This is a genomic window from Pseudoalteromonas sp. GutCa3, assembly GCF_002836155.1.
GTDB classification, from domain to species: domain Bacteria; phylum Pseudomonadota; class Gammaproteobacteria; order Enterobacterales; family Alteromonadaceae; genus Pseudoalteromonas; species Pseudoalteromonas arctica.
The window spans coordinates 1-17617 of record NZ_PJBK01000026.1 but is presented as its reverse complement, the minus strand read 5'-3'; the positions used below and the strand labels follow the sequence as shown (position 1 = coordinate 17617).

Annotated in this window: 14 protein-coding genes and 5 tRNA genes; 18 read left to right on the top strand and 1 reads right to left on the bottom strand. The window is 40.8% G+C overall.

From position 1 onward, the window contains the following. The first annotated feature begins 149 nt into the window (after positions 1-149). The 3 genes from CXF64_RS05250 (at position 150) to CXF64_RS05240 (ending at position 3359) form a co-directional block, all read left to right on the top strand. Complete coding sequence (locus CXF64_RS05250) at positions 150-2159, top strand: alpha-amylase (RefSeq protein ID WP_101216514.1); 2010 nt, start codon at positions 150-152, stop codon at positions 2157-2159. Positions 2160-2305: 146 nt separating this feature from the next. Then, positions 2306-2752 (top strand): DUF2147 domain-containing protein, encoded by a 447-nt coding sequence (locus CXF64_RS05245; protein ID WP_101216513.1) that lies wholly within the window; start codon positions 2306-2308, stop codon positions 2750-2752. Between the two features lie 139 nt (positions 2753-2891). Further along, on the top strand, positions 2892-3359 hold the full coding sequence (locus CXF64_RS05240) for a YHS domain-containing (seleno)protein (protein ID WP_007583762.1): 468 nt from the start codon (positions 2892-2894) through the stop codon (positions 3357-3359). 77 nt (positions 3360-3436) lie between these two features. Here the strand turns inward: CXF64_RS05240 and fldB are convergent, their stop codons facing one another. Continuing rightward, on the bottom strand, positions 3437-3958 hold the full coding sequence (gene fldB / locus CXF64_RS05235; protein ID WP_007583764.1) for a flavodoxin FldB: 522 nt from the start codon (positions 3956-3958) through the stop codon (positions 3437-3439). A 94-nt stretch (positions 3959-4052) separates the two neighbouring features. On the opposite strand from fldB, the gene xerD reads away from it, so the two are divergent. The 15 genes from xerD to CXF64_RS05160 all read left to right on the top strand — a co-directional run. Further along, positions 4053-4979 (top strand): site-specific tyrosine recombinase XerD, encoded by a 927-nt coding sequence (gene xerD, locus CXF64_RS05230; RefSeq protein ID WP_101216512.1) that lies wholly within the window; start codon positions 4053-4055, stop codon positions 4977-4979. 63 nt (positions 4980-5042) lie between these two features. Then, positions 5043-5771, top strand: coding sequence for a bifunctional protein-disulfide isomerase/oxidoreductase DsbC (gene dsbC, locus CXF64_RS05225; protein ID WP_007583768.1), 729 nt, complete (start codon positions 5043-5045; stop codon positions 5769-5771). 81 nt (positions 5772-5852) lie between these two features. Then, the gene (gene recJ / locus CXF64_RS05220; RefSeq protein WP_101216511.1) at positions 5853-7574 is read left to right on the top strand and encodes a single-stranded-DNA-specific exonuclease RecJ; all 1722 of its coding nucleotides are present in this window, start codon (positions 5853-5855) and stop codon (positions 7572-7574) included. A 143-nt stretch (positions 7575-7717) separates the two neighbouring features. Next, positions 7718-8816 (top strand): peptide chain release factor 2 gene (gene prfB, locus CXF64_RS05215; protein WP_096058065.1). Its coding sequence is split into 2 segments (ribosomal slippage): positions 7718-7792 and positions 7794-8816, totalling 1098 coding nucleotides; the frame shifts between segments, so codons are not numbered across the junction. Between the two features lie 26 nt (positions 8817-8842). Continuing rightward, a complete protein-coding gene (gene lysS, locus CXF64_RS05210) occupies positions 8843-10378 on the top strand; it encodes a lysine--tRNA ligase (protein ID WP_007583775.1) in 1536 nt (511 codons plus the stop codon). 324 nt (positions 10379-10702) lie between these two features. Continuing rightward, positions 10703-10885 (top strand): hypothetical protein, encoded by a 183-nt coding sequence (locus CXF64_RS05205; RefSeq protein ID WP_010553261.1) that lies wholly within the window; start codon positions 10703-10705, stop codon positions 10883-10885. A gap of 128 nt (positions 10886-11013) precedes the next feature. Further along, positions 11014-11106, top strand: a tRNA-Ser gene (locus CXF64_RS05200). Between the two features lie 38 nt (positions 11107-11144). Further along, positions 11145-11221: transfer RNA gene (locus CXF64_RS05195), tRNA-Arg, on the top strand. A 177-nt stretch (positions 11222-11398) separates the two neighbouring features. After that, positions 11399-11475: transfer RNA gene (locus CXF64_RS05190), tRNA-Arg, on the top strand. A 78-nt stretch (positions 11476-11553) separates the two neighbouring features. After that, positions 11554-11630: transfer RNA gene (locus CXF64_RS05185), tRNA-Arg, on the top strand. Between the two features lie 115 nt (positions 11631-11745). Then, a tRNA-Arg gene (locus CXF64_RS05180) sits at positions 11746-11822 on the top strand. A 915-nt stretch (positions 11823-12737) separates the two neighbouring features. Beyond that, complete coding sequence (locus tag CXF64_RS05175) at positions 12738-13913, top strand: exo-beta-N-acetylmuramidase NamZ family protein (RefSeq protein WP_101216510.1); 1176 nt, start codon at positions 12738-12740, stop codon at positions 13911-13913. Positions 13914-13922: 9 nt separating this feature from the next. Further along, a complete protein-coding gene (gene pbp4b / locus CXF64_RS05170) occupies positions 13923-15581 on the top strand; it encodes a penicillin binding protein PBP4B (protein ID WP_101216509.1) in 1659 nt (552 codons plus the stop codon). 191 nt (positions 15582-15772) lie between these two features. Beyond that, positions 15773-17149, top strand: coding sequence for a Na+/H+ antiporter NhaC family protein (locus CXF64_RS05165; RefSeq protein ID WP_101216508.1), 1377 nt, complete (start codon positions 15773-15775; stop codon positions 17147-17149). A 164-nt stretch (positions 17150-17313) separates the two neighbouring features. Beyond that, positions 17314-17617 (top strand): LysM peptidoglycan-binding domain-containing protein (locus CXF64_RS05160; RefSeq protein ID WP_133120270.1); only part of this gene is annotated, 304 nt, incomplete at its 3' end.

The following is a 17617-nucleotide window of genomic DNA, read 5'->3' as shown; positions in this document are numbered from 1 at the left end:
AGTTATTTAGGTTATCTAGTAATAAAGGATAATTTACCTATTATGCATACGTATTCAGTTTTTATTTAATCAATTCTCAATCTAGTGTTAACCACTTGTAAATAACATCGAGTAGTTGTTTTGCTCGCTCAACAGTTGGATCACACACTATGAAACTCAATAAAATAATCACCACCGCAGGTTTAAGCCTAGGGTTGCTCTTACCTAGTATTGCCACAGCTACGCCCACCACATTTGTGCATTTGTTTGAATGGAATTGGCAAGATGTAGCGCAAGAATGTGAGCAATACCTAGGACCAAAAGGCTACGCTGCAGTACAGGTCTCGCCGCCTAATGAGCACATTACAGGAAGCCAATGGTGGACACGTTATCAGCCAGTAAGTTATGAACTGCAAAGTCGTGGCGGAAACCGTGCACAGTTTATCGATATGGTAAATCGCTGTAGTGCAGCTGGGGTCGATATTTACGTTGATACGCTTATTAACCATATGGCAGCAGGAAGTGGCACAGGCACAGCGGGAAATAGCTTTGGTAATAAAAGCTTTCCTATTTATAGCCCACAAGATTTTCATGAAAGTTGTACCATTAGTAGTTCTGACTATGGCAACGATCGCTACCGAGTACAAAATTGTGAACTCGTTGGACTTGCCGATTTAGATACCGCTTCAAACTATGTGCAAAATACCATTGCAGCATATATTAACGACTTGCAAGCTATTGGCGTAAAAGGCTTTCGGTTTGATGCTTCTAAACATGTTGCAGCAAGCGATATCCAAAGTTTAATGGCCAAAGTAAATGGCTCGCCAGTGGTTTTTCAAGAAGTGATTGATCAAGGTGGGGAGGCTGTTGGTGCCTCTGAATATTTAAGCACAGGTTTAGTAACTGAATTTAAATATAGCACTGAGCTTGGTAACACCTTTAGAAACGGCTCGCTTGCATGGCTGAGTAATTTTGGCGAAGGGTGGGGCTTCATGCCAAGCTCTTCTGCGGTAGTATTTGTAGATAATCACGACAATCAGCGCGGGCACGGCGGCGCTGGTAATGTAATTACCTTTGAGGATGGCCGCTTATATGACTTAGCCAATGTCTTTATGTTGGCTTATCCGTACGGTTATCCAAAAGTAATGTCGAGTTATGATTTTCATGGTGATACAGATGCTGGTGGGCCAAATGTACCGGTACATAATAATGGTAACTTAGAGTGTTTTGCGAGTAATTGGAAGTGTGAGCATCGCTGGTCATATATTGCAGGCGGGGTCGATTTTAGAAATAACACCGCCGACAATTGGGCAGTAACAAACTGGTGGGATAACACAAATAATCAAATTTCATTTGGCCGAGGTAGCTCGGGTCATATGGCTATTAATAAAGAAGACTCAACACTTAGTGCAACTGTGCAAACCGATATGGCGCCAGGGCAATACTGTAATGTGTTAAAAGGCGAGTTGTCAGCTTATGCTAAAAGTTGTAGTGGTGAGGTTATAACGGTTAATTCCGACGGTACTATTAATCTTAATATTGGCGCTTGGGATGCGATGGCAATTCATAAAAATGCCAAGTTAAATACAAGTTCAGTCCCAAGCACTGAAGGTGACTGGCAGCGAACGGTTATTTTTATTAATGCACAAACACAAAGCGGACAAGATATGTTTTTGCGCGGTGGAATTGACCACGCTTATGCAAACGCAAACCTTGGTCGAAATTGCCAAACAAGTAATTTTAAGTGTGCAATGCCTATTCGTCATAACAATTTAAAAAATGTCACAACAGGCCCTTGGAAAGCAAATGATAACTACCTTGATTGGTATGGTATAGAAAATGGGCAAAGTAGCGAAGCAGAAGGTTCTGCTACCGACTGGACAACGAACGTTTGGCCTGCAGGTTGGGGCGCTGAAAAAACTGTAAACACAGATGGTTTTGGTGTAACACCATTAAATATATGGGGCGAACACTATTGGATGCTTGATGTGGATATGGATTGCAGTAAAGCGGTTAATGGATGGTTTGAACTAAAAGCATTCATTAAAAATGGCCAAGGATGGGAGACTGCTATTGCTCAAAACAATACACCTTATACAAGTACTAATCATATGGCGCAATGCGGAAAAGTTAATAAATTTGAGTTTAATAATTCAAGTGTAGTAATTCGTAGTTTTTAAAAGTAAACAAAAAAGCTCATATGAAAACCTAAACTAATGATTATTAGTTTAGGTTTTTTTGATTTTAGGTACGGCGCTTTAATAGTGTGTTTATAAATCACCTGTTATGATTTAACCATTGGCCACTTAATTTTAAAGACAACACAATGAAAAAGTTAAATAAATTAGCAGTACTTAGCACGTTAGCAGCCACCATTTTTGCAAGCCAAGGTGTGTTTGCTGCTATTACGCCTGTAGGCCTTTGGAAAACGATTGATGAGGATACAAACCAAGCTAAGTCGTATGTACGTATTACCCAAACCAACGGTGTATTAAGCGGCAAAGTTGAAACCATTCTTAACCCTGCAAAACAAAATGATATATGTAGTAAATGCGATGATGAGTTAAAAGATCAGCCTATTTTAGGAATGACTATAATCACGGGTGTAAAAGCACAAGATGATGGTGTTTGGGGAGACGGTGAAATACTCGACCCAACAAATGGTAAAACCTACACTTTACAACTAACCCCGCAGGATGAAGGTAAAAAGCTCGAAGTACGAGGCTACATTGGCTTTTTTTACCGTAATCAATATTGGTTAAAAGTAGAGTAAGTTTTACTGTTTATTTATTTACTAAACGTTAAATAATTAAGTATTAACTGAAATCATTTTTGCGCTTTGCCTTTCTTACTCACTAAGCCAGCTATATTTAATTGGCATTCAATTTTGAGTAAATAATAAAGGAAAAAAGATGATTAAGTACATAGTTGCTTTAATAATGCTTAGCGCACTGTTAATAAGCGGTGGGGCAAATGCAAAGGATGATGCTGTAAATACGGGTTGGTTTAATAACACGGCTATTAAAGGGTACGACAGCGTTGCTTATTTTACGCAAAATAAAGCCGTTAAAGGCAGCGACAAATACACGTTTAGTTATTTAGGTGCCAACTGGCACTTTTCGAGTGAAGAAAACAAAACGACATTTGCAGAAAACCCAAAACGTTATGCACCGCAATACGGTGGTTGGTGTGCTTATGCAATGGCTGATGAAGGTAACGCTGTAGGTATAGACCCAGAAGCATTTTATATTCACGAAGGTAAGCTTTACTTAAACTATAGCGAAAGCGTGCAGCAAAAATGGTTAAGTAATTTACTACCGTACATTGTTATGGCTGATGGATATTACCCACAAACGACCAATGTGATGACGTTTCAATAAATTACTCATATTACTAATCAAAAGCCCGCAACTAAACTAGTTGCGGGCTTTTTGCTTTTTATTTATTAGCTTATTAATTAAAGCGTTTCGCCGTATTCAGTCATTACCTGTTCAACCCATGTTGCAATGCGGTCGTCGCTTAGCTCGTATTGACTGTCTTCGTCGAGCGCGAGTCCTACAAACTGTTTACCATCAGGCGTTAATGCTTTTGAAGCTTCAAACTCGTAACTACTGTCGTTTGGCCAAAAACCAAGTTGAGTAAATGTTTGCGTATTTATTTCGTCGTGTAGCATGCCTAGCGCATCTTGAAACCACTGCCCGTAACCTTGTTGATCGCCCATGCCAAATAAAGCAATGGTTTTACCATTTAGGTTTACGTCGGCTATGTCGTCCCACTTTGACTCCCAGTCTTCTTGTATTTCACCAAAATCCCATGTTGAAATACCAAAGATGATAAAGTCATACTGCTCTGCATTTTTTAGTGGCTCGTCTTTAATATTGTGCAGGGTAACTATATCGGCACCAATAATGTCGCGAATCTTTTCTGCTGCCATTTCGGTGTAGCACGTAGTAGAACCAAAAAATAAACCAATTTGCATCGTATTTATCACTGTGTAATTGCCTGATATGATAGGCTCAAGTTTACCGTAAGGTATTTTTAATTGATACCTTAGCAAAGCATGAGAGCATAATGTGACAACGCTATCTGACGATTCTTTTGAAAATAACAGCAGTATGAGCAGTAATAGCGACTACCTAGAAACCTTTTTAGATAGCCTGTACTTAGAACAAGGCGTAAGCGAAAACACATTAAGTGCTTATCGCAGTGATTTAGATAAGTTTTGCCTATTTTTAAAGGGCGAAAATTTAATGACGGTAACAGGGCTTGATGTTGAAAGTTACTTAGCGTACCGAGTCGATTTAGGCTTAAAACCACGCAGTACGGCACGTAGCATTAGTGCGTTAAAGCGTTTTTATCAGTACTTTGTGCGCGAAAAACTAATTAGCGACACCCCCATGCTAAATATTTCTCAGCCAAAAGCAGGGCAGTCGTTACCTAAAACACTCTCAGAGGCCGAAGTTGAGGCATTATTAAATGCGCCTAATACCGAAGAAGCGATGGGACTGCGCGATAAAGCCATGCTAGAGCTACTTTATGCAACGGGTTTGCGTGTAAGTGAGCTTGTTGGACTGCGCATGGAACAAATTAATTTGCGCCAAGCAGTGGTGTTTGTAAAAGGTAAAGGTAATAAAGAGCGCTTAGTTCCACTGGGCGAAGAGGCTATGTATTGGCTTGAGCAATTTTTAAAAGGTGGGCGTGCGCAAATGATAAAACATGCCACCGATTTTGTGTTCCCATCTAAACGCGGAGTAGGCATGACGCGACAAACCTTTTGGCATAGAATTAAACACTATGCTATTTTGGCAGCAGTAGAGTCTCCATTATCGCCCCATACTATGCGCCATGCTTTTGCTACGCACTTATTAAATCATGGGGCAGATTTACGTGTGGTACAAATGATGTTGGGCCATAGCGATTTATCAACGACGCAAATTTATACCCATGTTGCCAATGAACGGTTAAAGTCGGTACACGCAGAGCATCATCCGCGTGCGTAAGTTTGAAAGTAAATATCATTAAGCCGGTCAATATATTAAGTATTTTTAGGATAGAGAGAAGTTATGAAAAAATTAATGTTAGCAGGTGCCATGTTGTGCACAAGTATTAGTGCATTTGCAAATGGCGTTGCTGTAACACCAGATGCTAATGATCCTATTATTACTAAATTTGCCGAGCTTGGTGTAACTGTAAAGCAAATTAATCCAAGTCCAGTAACGGGTTTAAAAGAATTAATCACTAATAAGGGCGTGCTTTACGCAAGTCCAGACGGTCAATATTTAATGCAAGGTACGTTAATTGATTTAAATAATCGTAATAACCTAACAGAGCAAGCATTAAATGGCGTGCGTGTTGAAGGTCTTAAAGAATACGAAGAATCGATGATTGTGTACAAAGCGCCAAACGAAAAACACAGCATTACTGTATTTACCGACATTAGCTGTGGTTACTGTCGTAAATTACACCGCGAGTTAGACGATTTACTTGATGCGGGTATTACCGTTAAGTACCTTGCGTTTCCACGTGGTGGCTTACAGGGTTCAGGTTACGCAGATTTAATGAACGTATGGTGTGCACGCGATCAGCAAGAAGCACTAACAGAAGCTAAATCGGGCACAAGCACTAAAGTAGTTGCAGGCTGTAGCGCACCGGTTGCAGAGCATTACCAATTAGGTCAAAGCTTTGGTATTAGCGGCACACCCGCTATTATTTTAGAAGATGGTACGATGATCCCTGGTTACCAGCCAGCAGCAGCATTAAAAGCAGCATTAGAAGCTAACAAAGCGTCGTAATTAAACGCTTAGTTATTATTAAAAAGGCCTTAATGGCCTTTTTTTGTCTTTTTAATACGACTCAATAAGTTAAAACTCTGCATGAAAAAACTAATCATTGCGCGTGAAAACGTTGACGACTCGCATCTGCCGAGTAATTTACACCCTGTAATTAAACAAATTTATGCTAACCGCAATGTATTCAATGCCGAAGAGCTAAATAACAGCGTAGCGACGCTCCACGACTTTAAATTGTTTAAAGACATCGACAAAGCCAGCGACTTATTAATTAAAGCATTAAAAGCGCAAAGCCAAATATTAATAGTTGGCGATTTTGATGCCGATGGCGCAACAAGTACTGCAACTTTAATGCAAGGCCTTGAGATGTTTGGCTTTAAGCATTTAGATTACTTAATTCCTGACAGGTTTAGCTTAGGTTATGGTTTAAGTCCCGCGCTTGCAGAGCAAATAGTACAAATAAAACCTGATTTAGTGATCACCGTAGATAACGGCATATCGTGTATTGCCGGTATTGATATTTTAAAAGCGGTTGGCATAAAAGTGCTGGTAACAGATCACCACTTACAAGGTGAGCAGCTGCCAAATGCCGATGCAATAGTAAACCCAAACAGGCATGAATGTGATTTTCCGTCTAAATCCATTGCTGGCGTTGGCGTTGCTTTTTACTTATTAATAGCACTGAGAAGCGTAATGCGAGACTTAGGTTATTTTGAGCAGCAACCGCCGCCTAATTTAGCTAACTTACTCGACATTGTAGCGCTTGGTACGGTTGCTGACGTGGTCGCACTTGATGCGAACAACCGTACGTTAGTGCATCAAGGTTTAGCACGTATTCGCAGTGGTAAAACACGCCCTGGTATTACCGCGCTTATTGAAGTGGCAAATCGTAATGCTGCCCGTTTAAGTGCCAGTGATTTTGGTTTTTCGCTTGCGCCGCGTTTGAATGCAGCAGGGCGATTGGACGACATGAGTTTGGGTATAGCGTGCTTGCTTAGCACCGACATAAACCAAGCGCGTAGTATAGCGGGCGAACTCGATAGCTTAAACTTTGCAAGGCGCGAAATAGAACAAGGCATGCAAGCCGAGGCGCAAGCCGTGCTTGATAGGCTCGCATTTAGCGACGATAACATTCCTGATGCTATTTGTTTGTTTCAAGACGATTGGCATCAAGGTGTTATTGGTATTTTGGCTGGTCGCTTAAAAGAAAAATACCACCGCCCTACCGTTATATTCGCTGGTGGCGAAAACGGTGAAATTAAAGGCTCGTGCCGCTCTATTGAAGGGCTACACATGCGCGATTTACTCGAAGGGCTTAATACAGCCGACCCACACTTGATTAATAAATTTGGTGGCCACGCAATGGCTGCTGGTTTAAGTATTAACGAGCAACACTTTAACGACTTTAAAAAAGCGTTTGATGCCGCCGTTAGCGCGCAACTGAGTGAAGAAAGTAAACGCTGTATTGTATTTACCGACGGTGAGCTGCCAAACGACTGCTTTACAATGGAGTTTGCTCAGCTATTAAAGCAATCGGGCCCGTGGGGGCAGCAATTTCCTGAGCCGGTGTTTGAGCATACCTTTGAAGTAATACAGCAGCGCATAGTAGGCGAAAAGCATTTAAAGCTCGTGTTAAAGCATCAATCTGGTCGATTAGTTGACGCCATTGCTTTTGGTATTGATGTAAAAGAATGGCCAGATACTGAGGCTAAGTTTGTAAAAGTAGCGTACCAGCTCGATATAAATGAGTTTAGAGGTAAATTTACGCTGCAATTAATAGTTAGAGAGCTTGAAAAAGTGCACTAAAAAATATGTAATATCATGCATAAAATGCTAATAAAGCGCGCGGTTTTTTGTTAAAATCGGGCGTTTTTATCATTTGACGATAATTTATTGCGAAAATCCCATTTAAAGGGGCGCAATTACCTAGCCATTTTGGAGTGATGTACATGTTTGAAGTGAATCCTGTGATTAATCAAATCAAGGAAATTCGCGAACGTACTGAATTGCTTCGGGGGTACCTTTGACTACGCTCTTAAACAAGAACGCTTAGAAGAAGTTAACGCCGAGCTTGAAGATTCAGCCGTGTGGAATGAGCCTGAACGCGCACAAGCGCTTGGCCGTGAAAAATCAGCATTAGAAGCGGTTGTTGAAACAATCGATAACCTAGTAGCCGGTACTGACGACGTTGAAGGCTTACTTGAGCTTGCTGTAGAAGCTGAAGATCAAGATACCTTTGATGAAGCGCAAAGCGAATTAACTGATCTAAACGAACAGTTAGAAGGTTTAGAGTTTCGTCGTATGTTTTCAGGTCCTCATGACTCAAACGATGCGTACCTTGATTTACAATCAGGTTCTGGCGGTACTGAAGCACAAGACTGGTGTAATATTCTACTTCGTATGTATTTACGTTGGGGCGAGGCTAAAGGCTTTAAAGTTGAGCTAGTTGAAGCGACCGACGGTGATGTTGCTGGTATTAAAGGCGCAACTGTCCGCTTTGTTGGCGAATACGCTTACGGTTGGTTACGCACAGAAACTGGTGTACATCGCTTAGTACGTAAAAGCCCATTTGACTCAAGTGGTCGTCGTCATACTTCATTTGCTTCTGCGTTTGTATACCCAGAAGTTGACGATAATATTGAAATTGATATGAATCCGTCAGACCTGCGTATAGACGTTTACCGTGCATCTGGCGCGGGTGGTCAGCACGTTAACACCACCGAATCGGCGGTTCGTATCACTCACGTACCAACAAATACCGTAGTGCAGTGTCAAAACGAGCGTTCGCAGCATAAAAATAAAGCCCAAGCGATGAAGCAGTTAAAAGCTAAATTATTTGAGCTTGAGCTACAACAGCAAAATGCTGAAAAACAAACGCAAGAAGATGCTAAATCTGATATTGGTTGGGGTAGTCAAATTCGTTCATACGTACTTGATGACGCACGCATTAAAGATTTACGTACAGGCGTTGAAAACCGCAATACCCAATCGGTACTTGACGGTAACTTAGATAAATTTATTGAAGCCAGCCTTAAATCTGGCCTATAACCACCAAGCTAATAAAGAGCTAAAAAATGACTGATAAAATCCAAGACGAAAACAAGTTAATCGCTGAGCGTCGCGGCAAGTTAGACGCTATACGCGAAAATTGCCCAGCCAACGGTCATCCAAACCAATTCCGTCGTGAGCATTACACGGCTGATTTGCAAGCCCAGTTTGGTGATAAGAGCAAAGAAGAATTAGTAGAGATGCAAGAAGTTGTGTCTATCGCTGGCCGTATTTTAGCAAAGCGTGGACCGTTTTTTGTAATTCAAGACATGAAAGGTCGCGTACAAGCGTATGCATCTAAAGATGTTCAAAAAGATCTTAAAGAAAAGTATGGTCAACTAGACACTGGCGATATTATTGGTGTTAAAGGCGCATTAAATAAATCAGGTAAAGGCGATTTATACGTAGAAATGACTGAGTACCAACTATTAACTAAGTCACTTCGTCCGTTACCAGAAAAATTCCATGGCTTATCAGATCAAGAAACAAAGTACCGCCAACGTTACGTTGATTTAATTACTAACGAAGCAACGCGCGAAACATTCCGTATTCGTTCACAAGTAGTTGAAGGCATTCGTCGCTTTTTAGCAGATCGTGACTTTATGGAAGTAGAAACACCAATGCTACAGGTTATACCAGGCGGTGCATCTGCGCGTCCGTTTGTAACTCACCATAACGCGCTTGATATCGACATGTACTTGCGTATAGCGCCTGAGCTTTACTTAAAGCGCTTAGTGGTAGGTGGTTTTGACCGTGTATTCGAAATTAACCGTAACTTCCGTAACGAAGGGTTATCTACGCGTCACAATCCAGAATTCACAATGATTGAATTTTACCAAGCATACGCTGATTACATCGACCTGATGAACATCACCGAAGACATGCTACGTACGGTTGCAGAAAACGTACTAGGTAGTGCAGTTGTAGTTAATACAACTAAAGACGAAAACGGCGAAGTAATTGACTCAGTTGAATACGACTTTGGCCAACCGTTTACACGTTTAAGCATGAGCGATGCAATATTAAAATATAACCCTGAGTTTGATGCTGCGGTATTTAACGACCCAGAAAACCACTTTGACGAATTAAAAGCGTACGCTAAACAAGTGCACGTTAAAATTCCTGAAAATTGTGTTTGGGGCCCAGGTAAGTTCTTGTGTGAAATATTTGAAGAAACAGCAGAGCACATGCTTATTCAACCTACGTTTATTACTGGCTACCCGTGGGAAGTTTCTCCACTTGCACGCCGTAACGACGAAAATGCATTTGTTACAGACCGTTTTGAATTTTTTGTTGGCGGTCGTGAACTTGCAAATGGTTTCTCTGAGCTTAACGATGCACAAGACCAAGCTGAGCGCTTTACTCGCCAAGTTGAAGAGAAAGACGCAGGCGATGATGAAGCAATGCATTACGATGAAGACTACATACGCGCACTTGAGTACGGCTTACCGCCAACTGCAGGTGAAGGTATTGGTATTGACCGTTTAGTAATGTTGTTTACTGACTCATCAACAATTAAAGACGTTATTTTGTTCCCGCATATGCGTCCACAAGCTGACTAAGCTTTGGGTAGAACAAAGTAAGTTAATAAACGCCGCTTAATAGCGGCGTTTTTTTTGCTTTGCATTAGTATTTTAATTAATAAGTACTACACTAAAAATTAAATGTAGTTATTAGTGATGGTTAATGTGCAATTCAGCTTCGCTAATTTATTGTTATTGGCAGTTTTTAATATTAAAACTAACAGTGCTATAACTTTTTAGTATGATTGTTTTTTAAACATATGTTGTATTTATGTAAAGGTTTTAGCTAGAATACGCACGAAATTTACACTGCTTGGTATTTAGCAGTTAAATATAGATTCTTAAAGGACTTAGAATAATAGTATGAAAGACAAACGAGTAGATGATTTATCAGAAGAATGCACATCAGAGCAAGAAAGAAATGCTTACTACCGTGCTTGTATTGCTGAATTTCAACAATTAGGTTACCAAGAACAGTATTTGGCTCAGTTAACTGATGACTTAGTTCCTGTGCTAGGTGTTAATCCTTCAAATAAGAATACGTAACCCGCTTAAATTTCAAACTAATTACACTTTTAAACCAAGCATATGTGCAATCTATAACCATATAGTCGTTTTTGGTAGAAAAGTGTTTGACATATTTTCTGAAATCTTTATTATACGCCCCACAAGACGGAGAGGTGTCCGAGTGGCCGAAGGAGCTCCCCTGCTAAGGGAGTATAGAGTTTGTAGCTCTATCGAGGGTTCGAATCCCTCCCTCTCCACCATTTCTTTTAATGGCGTGTTTTGTAAAGTTTTAAAGTATGGGTGCATAGCTCAGCTGGATAGAGTACTCGGCTACGAACCGAGCGGTCGGAGGTTCGAATCCTCCTGCGCCCACCATACTTTAATAACTCGCTTAGAGTCTAAATAAGCAATTAAAGTGTTTGGTTTTATAACCAAGCGGTCGGAGGTTCATTCTTAGAAGATACGTCCTGCGCCCAGCATACTTTAATAACTCGCTTAGAGTCTAAATAAGTAAAAGCTCTACTTAGAGTTAAAATAAGTAAACTATAAAGTGGGTGCATAGCTCAGCTGGATAGAGTACTCGGCTACGAACCGAGCGGTCGGAGGTTCGAATCCTCCTGCGCCCACCACTTTATAAACTCTGCTTAGAGTATAAATAAGTAAAACTCTTACTTAGAGTAAAAACAAGTAATAGTAAAAATGAAAGTGGGTGCATAGCTCAGCTGGATAGAGTACTCGGCTACGAACCGAGCGGTCGGAGGTTCGAATCCTCCTGCGCCCACCACTTTCATATTTTCATACACTTTTAAGTGTAAGAAAAATAAACCGATGGAAATCGGTTTTTTTATGTCTGAATTTATACGCTCTGCTTAGAGTTTAAATAAGCAATCTATGAAAGTGGGTGCATAGCTCAGCTGGATAGAGTACTCGGCTACGAACCGAGCGGTCGGAGGTTCGAATCCTCCTGCGCCCACCACTTTCATAAACAAGCCGACATTAAGTCGGTTTTTTTGTGCCTAAAATAAAGTGAAATAACAGAGAGGCACTTGTAGACGCTGAGCTTGCTCGCGTGAGAAGCGGAAGCTTCTAATCACTGATACTTTATTTACGAGCGTTGCTCGTCGCGTCAGCAAGCTGCACGCCTACAAGTAAAACTAGCCCTAATCTTTAAATCTAAACTCCGAGTTTATTTATCCGTTGTAGACGCTGAGCTTGCTCGCGTGAGAAGCGACAGCTTCTAATCACTTACCACCGATATAACTGATACTTTATTTACGAGCTTCGCTCGTCGCGTCAGCAAGCTGTACGCCTACAAGTAGAAACAGCTCTAATCTTTAAATCCAAACTCCGAGCTTATTTATCCGTTGTAGACGCTGAGCTTGCTCGCGTGAGAAGCGCCAGCTTCTATTCCCCCCTCAAAAATATAATTTATAAGATTTTATTCGTTGGCAACGCCAGAAATAAGTAATTTATTCACAAAGAGTTAAGAGGCGCTGCGCTTTTAGAGGTAGTAATAAAGCTAAGCTAAACTAAACTAATAAACCCGGGCTTATGTCTTCTCATTTACTTCTCTTTTGCTTCTCTTTGTGTAATGGATCTTTAGGTGGTTCATTGACCAAGAAATTAAATAACTAGAAGCGTTTAGCTCTAAGAAGGTTAAATACGGTCTTTAAGCTTAAAATGGGAGGTGGTATTTTCAAGTAAAACTAGCTCTAATCTTTAAATCTAAACTCCGAGTTTTATTTATCCGTTGTAGACGCTGAGCTTGCTCGCGTGAGAAGCGCCAGCTTCTAATCACTGTATCTGCTCAAGCCCACTAACCCTTTTCTAAAGCTGCTCTTTAATATTACCTATGTTATTTTAAACGCCTTGTTTAAAAGGATATTGCAGTATGTTTAAAACCCTATTTATTACGTTATTTTTTATTTTTAGCGCTACTCTTATTTCCAGCGCACAAGCCAACGAAGCCAATAACTCACTTGTGGTAGGTGCGCAGCAATATACTAAATATTTACCGCAGTTAAAAAATAAACGCGTAGGGCTTGTAGTTAATCAAACATCAACGGTAGGGCAAACTCACTTAGTAGATGCGCTGCTGACTAAAAATATTAATATAACTAAAATTTTTGCACCTGAGCATGGCTTTCGCGGCGATCACGATGCGGGCGCGCATGTAAAAAATGCCGTTGATAGCAAAACCGGTATTCCGCTTATTTCTATTTACGGTAAAAATAAAAAACCAAGCCAAGCTGCTTTAGCTGATGTTGATGTGATTATTTTTGACATTCAGGATGTGGGAGTGCGCTTTTATACCTACATAAGCTCTATGCACTACATGATGGAAGCCGCTGCAGAGCAGGGGATAGAATTTTTAGTACTCGACAGACCCAATCCAAATATTGCCTACGTTGATGGGCCAATATTAGAGCCAGAATTTAAATCGTTTGTAGGCATGCACCCAATTCCTGTGTTACACGGCATGACCGTTGGCGAACTTGCCAAAATGATCAAGGGCGAGGGCTGGATCAATAAAGCGCCCGATTTAAAATTAACGGTGATCCCTGTTGATCATTACACTCGCAAAAGTACTTACAGCTTGCCTGTAAAACCCAGCCCTAACTTACCTAACGATCAAGCGATTGCACTTTACCCATCACTTTGCTTTTTTGAAGCAACACCTATCAGTATTGGTAGAGGCACCGACTTTGCATTTCAAGTAATTGGCTATTCGCCAGTTGCATTAGGTGATTTTAATTTTACACCGCGCGCAATTAAAGGGGCTGCTTTAAACCCTAAATTTAAAAACCAAGCCGTGCAAGGGCTCGATTTAAGACAAGCAATTACCACAGGCCTAAATTTAACTTACTTAATAAATGCGTACACGGAGCTTAGTAAAAACAACATCTCGTTTTTTGAGCGCGCTGACTTTATGGATAAACTAGCGGGTACTAATAAATTGCGCTTAGCTATTGAAGCAGGGCAATCAGAAGCGCAAATAAAACAAAGTTGGCAGGCGGGGCTTGTGCAATTTAAAGCGCAAAGAGCGCCTTACTTGTTATATAAATAAGGGCTAAGCATGTTTATTGCTTTTAAAAATCAAAGGTGTAGTTATATAAAAAATGCATTTATAGCGGCGTTAAGCTTTATTGTTGTGGGTTGTAGTACGCCACCTGAGCCTATTAGCTCGGTGCTACCACTTACAAAAAGCCAACTTGTAGAGCTGCCTAGTGCACAAGTGGTTGCAACGTTTCCTGAGGTAAACCCAAGTAGCCGGTTTTATGTAAATAATCGAGGGACGTTTAAAGCTTACAAAGGGCGCGGGCAATTATTAATACAAAACCACAACGCACAAAGCGCCGATATTTACATTAATAATCAAAAGCTCGACGTTAGCCAACTGAGCGCCAACACCTTATACAATTACAGTTTGGCAAAAAATACTCACAATGGTGTTAATACCTTTAAAGTTGAAAATATTCTCCCTGCTGGCGCAAGCTTAACACTGCGTTTTGCATTTCCTACTTTAAGTGATGAACCAAAAAAGCATATAGATTTTACTGAAGTAGACACATTAATTGGACGCGATATAAAAGCGGGTTTTCCTGGGGCTGTGTTGGCCGTTGTTAAAAATGGTGAGCTAATAAAATTAACCGCCTATGGCGATGCAAAGCAATATCAGCAAAGTGATTTAATGCTACTTCGTCCAGAGTCCATGCAAACTAATACCTTGTTTGATCTTGCCTCAAACACCAAAATATTTGCCACCAACTTTGCACTTATGAAATTAGTAAGCGAAGGGCTGTTAAATATTAATAAACCCGTGCAAAGCTACCTAAGCGAATATAAAGGCGAAGGGCGAGCAAAGCGCAGAGTAAAAGACTTACTCACACACAGCGCCGGATACCCGCCAGTATTTGACTTTCACCGTAAAGATGGCAGCAATGGCGACGCGTTTTATTCGCAAAACAGTAAAACCACCAAACAGCTATTACTTACCAGCGTGCCTTTTAGTAGTAAATCATCTGGGCAGCATGTTTACTCAGATATTGATTACATGATTTTAGGTGTGCTAATTGAGCGTATTACAGGGCAGCCCCTTGACGAATACCTAGAGCAGCAAGTGTACGCGCCACTAAAATTAACTAACACGTTATTTAATCCACTTAAAAAAGGCTTTAAGCCGCAGCAATTTGCAGCCACTGAGCTTAGCGGCAACACACGAGACGGGCGCATTAAGTTTGATAATGTTCGCACTGGGGTTTTACAAGGCCAAGTGCATGACGAGCGCGCTTACTATTCTCTTGATGGTGTAGCAGGGCATGCAGGATTATTTAGTAATGCTCACGACTTAGCCGTGCTTTGCCAGCTATTATTAAATAGCGGTGGCTACGGCGACCAACAATTATTTAGTGCAAGCGCCTTAGCGCAATTTTTAACGCCGCAATCAAGCGATGAAACCTACGGGCTTGGTTTTAGGCTAGCTGGTAACAATCAAGCAAGGCGCTGGCACTTTGGCCCTTATGCAAGCGCACAAGCATACGGGCACACTGGTTGGACGGGGACAGTGACCGTAATTGACCCCGCTTACGACTTAGCTATTGTTTTACTTACTAATGCTCGCCATAGCGCAATTAAAGGTTCGCTAAAACGTTACGAATTTACAGGCAAACAATTTGAAACCGCACAGTACGGATCGGTGGTGTCGCTTATTTATGAAGCGTTACTAAATCAATAAGCTATCGTATAGGTTAAAACGTACTAACCGTGCCACCTTAAGTGATTTATTTACAGGTGACTTGAGTAAGCCAATCCATTAAGCTAAGCGGTCTATAAAACTAAGCCGGTTTATGTTGTTAGGCTTAACAAATAAGCGTTAAAACGCGTACAAAGCGAGGTTTACTCGCTAATAATTAAGGTTAACTTTTTATGCATTGGTATTCTATTTTACCGCCGCTAATTGCGATTGCTATCGTGTTTTGGCGAAAAGAAGTGATTATGGCGCTACTTGTTGCTGTTGCTTCTTCTGAGTTTTTACTCGCCTTTCAGGGCGAAGGTAATAGCTTGTTTGACACTTTTTTAAATACCATTGAACGTATTATTTCGGTTGCCAGCTCGCCAGGTAATACACGCATACTAATTTTTAGTATTTTAATTGGTGCACTGCTTGCCTATATTCGCGAATCTGGCGGCGTTGCAGCAACTGTTAATATGCTAATGAACAAAGGCATTGCAAAAAGTAAGCGCCAAGTGGGCTTTTTAACCATGTTTACCGGCATTGCGGTGTTTATAGAATCTAACCTGAGCGTACTTACCTCGGGTATTTTATCGCGTGGCTTGTTCGATAAATTTAAAATGAGCCGAGCGCGTCTAGCGTACATTATTGACAGCACCAGTGCGCCAGTGTGTATTTTAATACTACTTAACGGCTGGGGCGCATTTGTACTTGGTTTGTTAGGTAACTACGAGCTAGGTGAGTCGGCTGTATCGGTATTGTGGGGCAGCGTTGGGTATAACTTTTACGCCATAATTACCCTTGTTATTGTTTTTTACACAATCGCGTTTGATAAAGTGCATGGCCCAATGAAAGAAGCCGAAGAAAAACTAGAGCTTCAAAAAACCGACTTAAAAGATGAAATAAAAGCCTCTAAAGCGCGTTATATGTTAATCCCGCTTATTACGCTCATTACCAGCATGGTTGGTTTTATGTATTACACCGGTAATGGTGTGTTGGCAGAGGGTAGTGGCTCTAAGTCAGTATTGTACGCAACGGTTTTAGCCATTGTTGTCGCTTACTTTTTAATGATTGGTTCTCGTAAATTTACGCACCATCAATTAGTTGATACCGGTTTTAAAGGTATGGGCGAATTAATGCCGCTAGTCGCTATTGTACTGCTTTCGCTTACACTTGGCGCAAGCTTAAAAGAGCTTGGTACTGGCGTATTTGTAGCGTCACTTGTTGGTGACTACTTACCTATTTACCTAATAGTACCGGTGCTGTTTTTAACCGGCGCAGTTATGTCGTTTACTACGGGTACATCGTGGGGCACGTTTGCTATATTAATCCCAATTGGTGTGCCACTTATTCAAGCGCTAGGTTTACCACCGTCGCTTGTGGTAGGTGCTATTTTGGGTGGTGGTATATTTGGCGACCACTGCTCGCCTATATCCGACACCAGTGCTGTATCGGCTATTGCATCGGGGTGTGACTTACTCACCCACGTTAAAACGCAGCTACCGTATGCCTTATTTGGTGGTGGCCTTACGTTTTTAGCTTACTTAGTAACAAGCATTATTGTTTTATAAAATTTGATTATTTAAATAGTCAAAAAGCCTGCTTAATCGCAGGCTTTTTTGTTTATTAAAATTATAAATGAATACTCTTCAATAGAATGAAGCTAAATTGACAAGGTGGGATTGTCCTCGTATATTTATGCCCATAATGGAATTTAAATATATTAGGAATAAAAATGGTAAAGGAATACATTGTAAAAAAAGGTGATACATTATGGGATATATCTTCTAAGCACTTAGGGTCTCCAATGGAATGGCCTAGGTTGTGGAGATTTAATAACCGAAAAGAAGTTTTAGCTATTACTAATAAGCCTATAACTAATCCTGACCTAATTTATCCAGGGCAAAAAATACTTATACCCTTGCTTAGCCAAGCGATTAAAAATCAAAAAGATATAGGAAAACCTCAAGTAAGGCCTAAGAAATCCCTCTCAGAAAATCTGAGAACATTAAAATCTCCAATTTCTATTAGCTATAAAC

Bases quoted from the DNA above. Each gene is read 5' to 3' on its own strand.
- fldB (WP_007583764.1), bottom strand. From the start codon at position 3,958: ATGCAAATTGGTTTATTTTTTGGTTCTACTACGTGCTACACCGAAATG.
- CXF64_RS05240 (WP_007583762.1), top strand. From the start codon at position 2,892: ATGATTAAGTACATAGTTGCTTTAATAATGCTTAGCGCACTGTTAATA.
- recJ (WP_101216511.1), top strand. From the start codon at position 5,853: ATGAAAAAACTAATCATTGCGCGTGAAAACGTTGACGACTCGCATCTG.
- pbp4b (WP_101216509.1), top strand. From the start codon at position 13,923: ATGTTTATTGCTTTTAAAAATCAAAGGTGTAGTTATATAAAAAATGCA.
- CXF64_RS05205 (WP_010553261.1), top strand. From the start codon at position 10,703: ATGAAAGACAAACGAGTAGATGATTTATCAGAAGAATGCACATCAGAG.
- CXF64_RS05175 (WP_101216510.1), top strand. From the start codon at position 12,738: ATGTTTAAAACCCTATTTATTACGTTATTTTTTATTTTTAGCGCTACT.
- CXF64_RS05165 (WP_101216508.1), top strand. From the start codon at position 15,773: ATGCATTGGTATTCTATTTTACCGCCGCTAATTGCGATTGCTATCGTG.
- CXF64_RS05245 (WP_101216513.1), top strand. From the start codon at position 2,306: ATGAAAAAGTTAAATAAATTAGCAGTACTTAGCACGTTAGCAGCCACC.
- lysS (WP_007583775.1), top strand. From the start codon at position 8,843: ATGACTGATAAAATCCAAGACGAAAACAAGTTAATCGCTGAGCGTCGC.
- dsbC (WP_007583768.1), top strand. From the start codon at position 5,043: ATGAAAAAATTAATGTTAGCAGGTGCCATGTTGTGCACAAGTATTAGT.
- CXF64_RS05250 (WP_101216514.1), top strand. From the start codon at position 150: ATGAAACTCAATAAAATAATCACCACCGCAGGTTTAAGCCTAGGGTTG.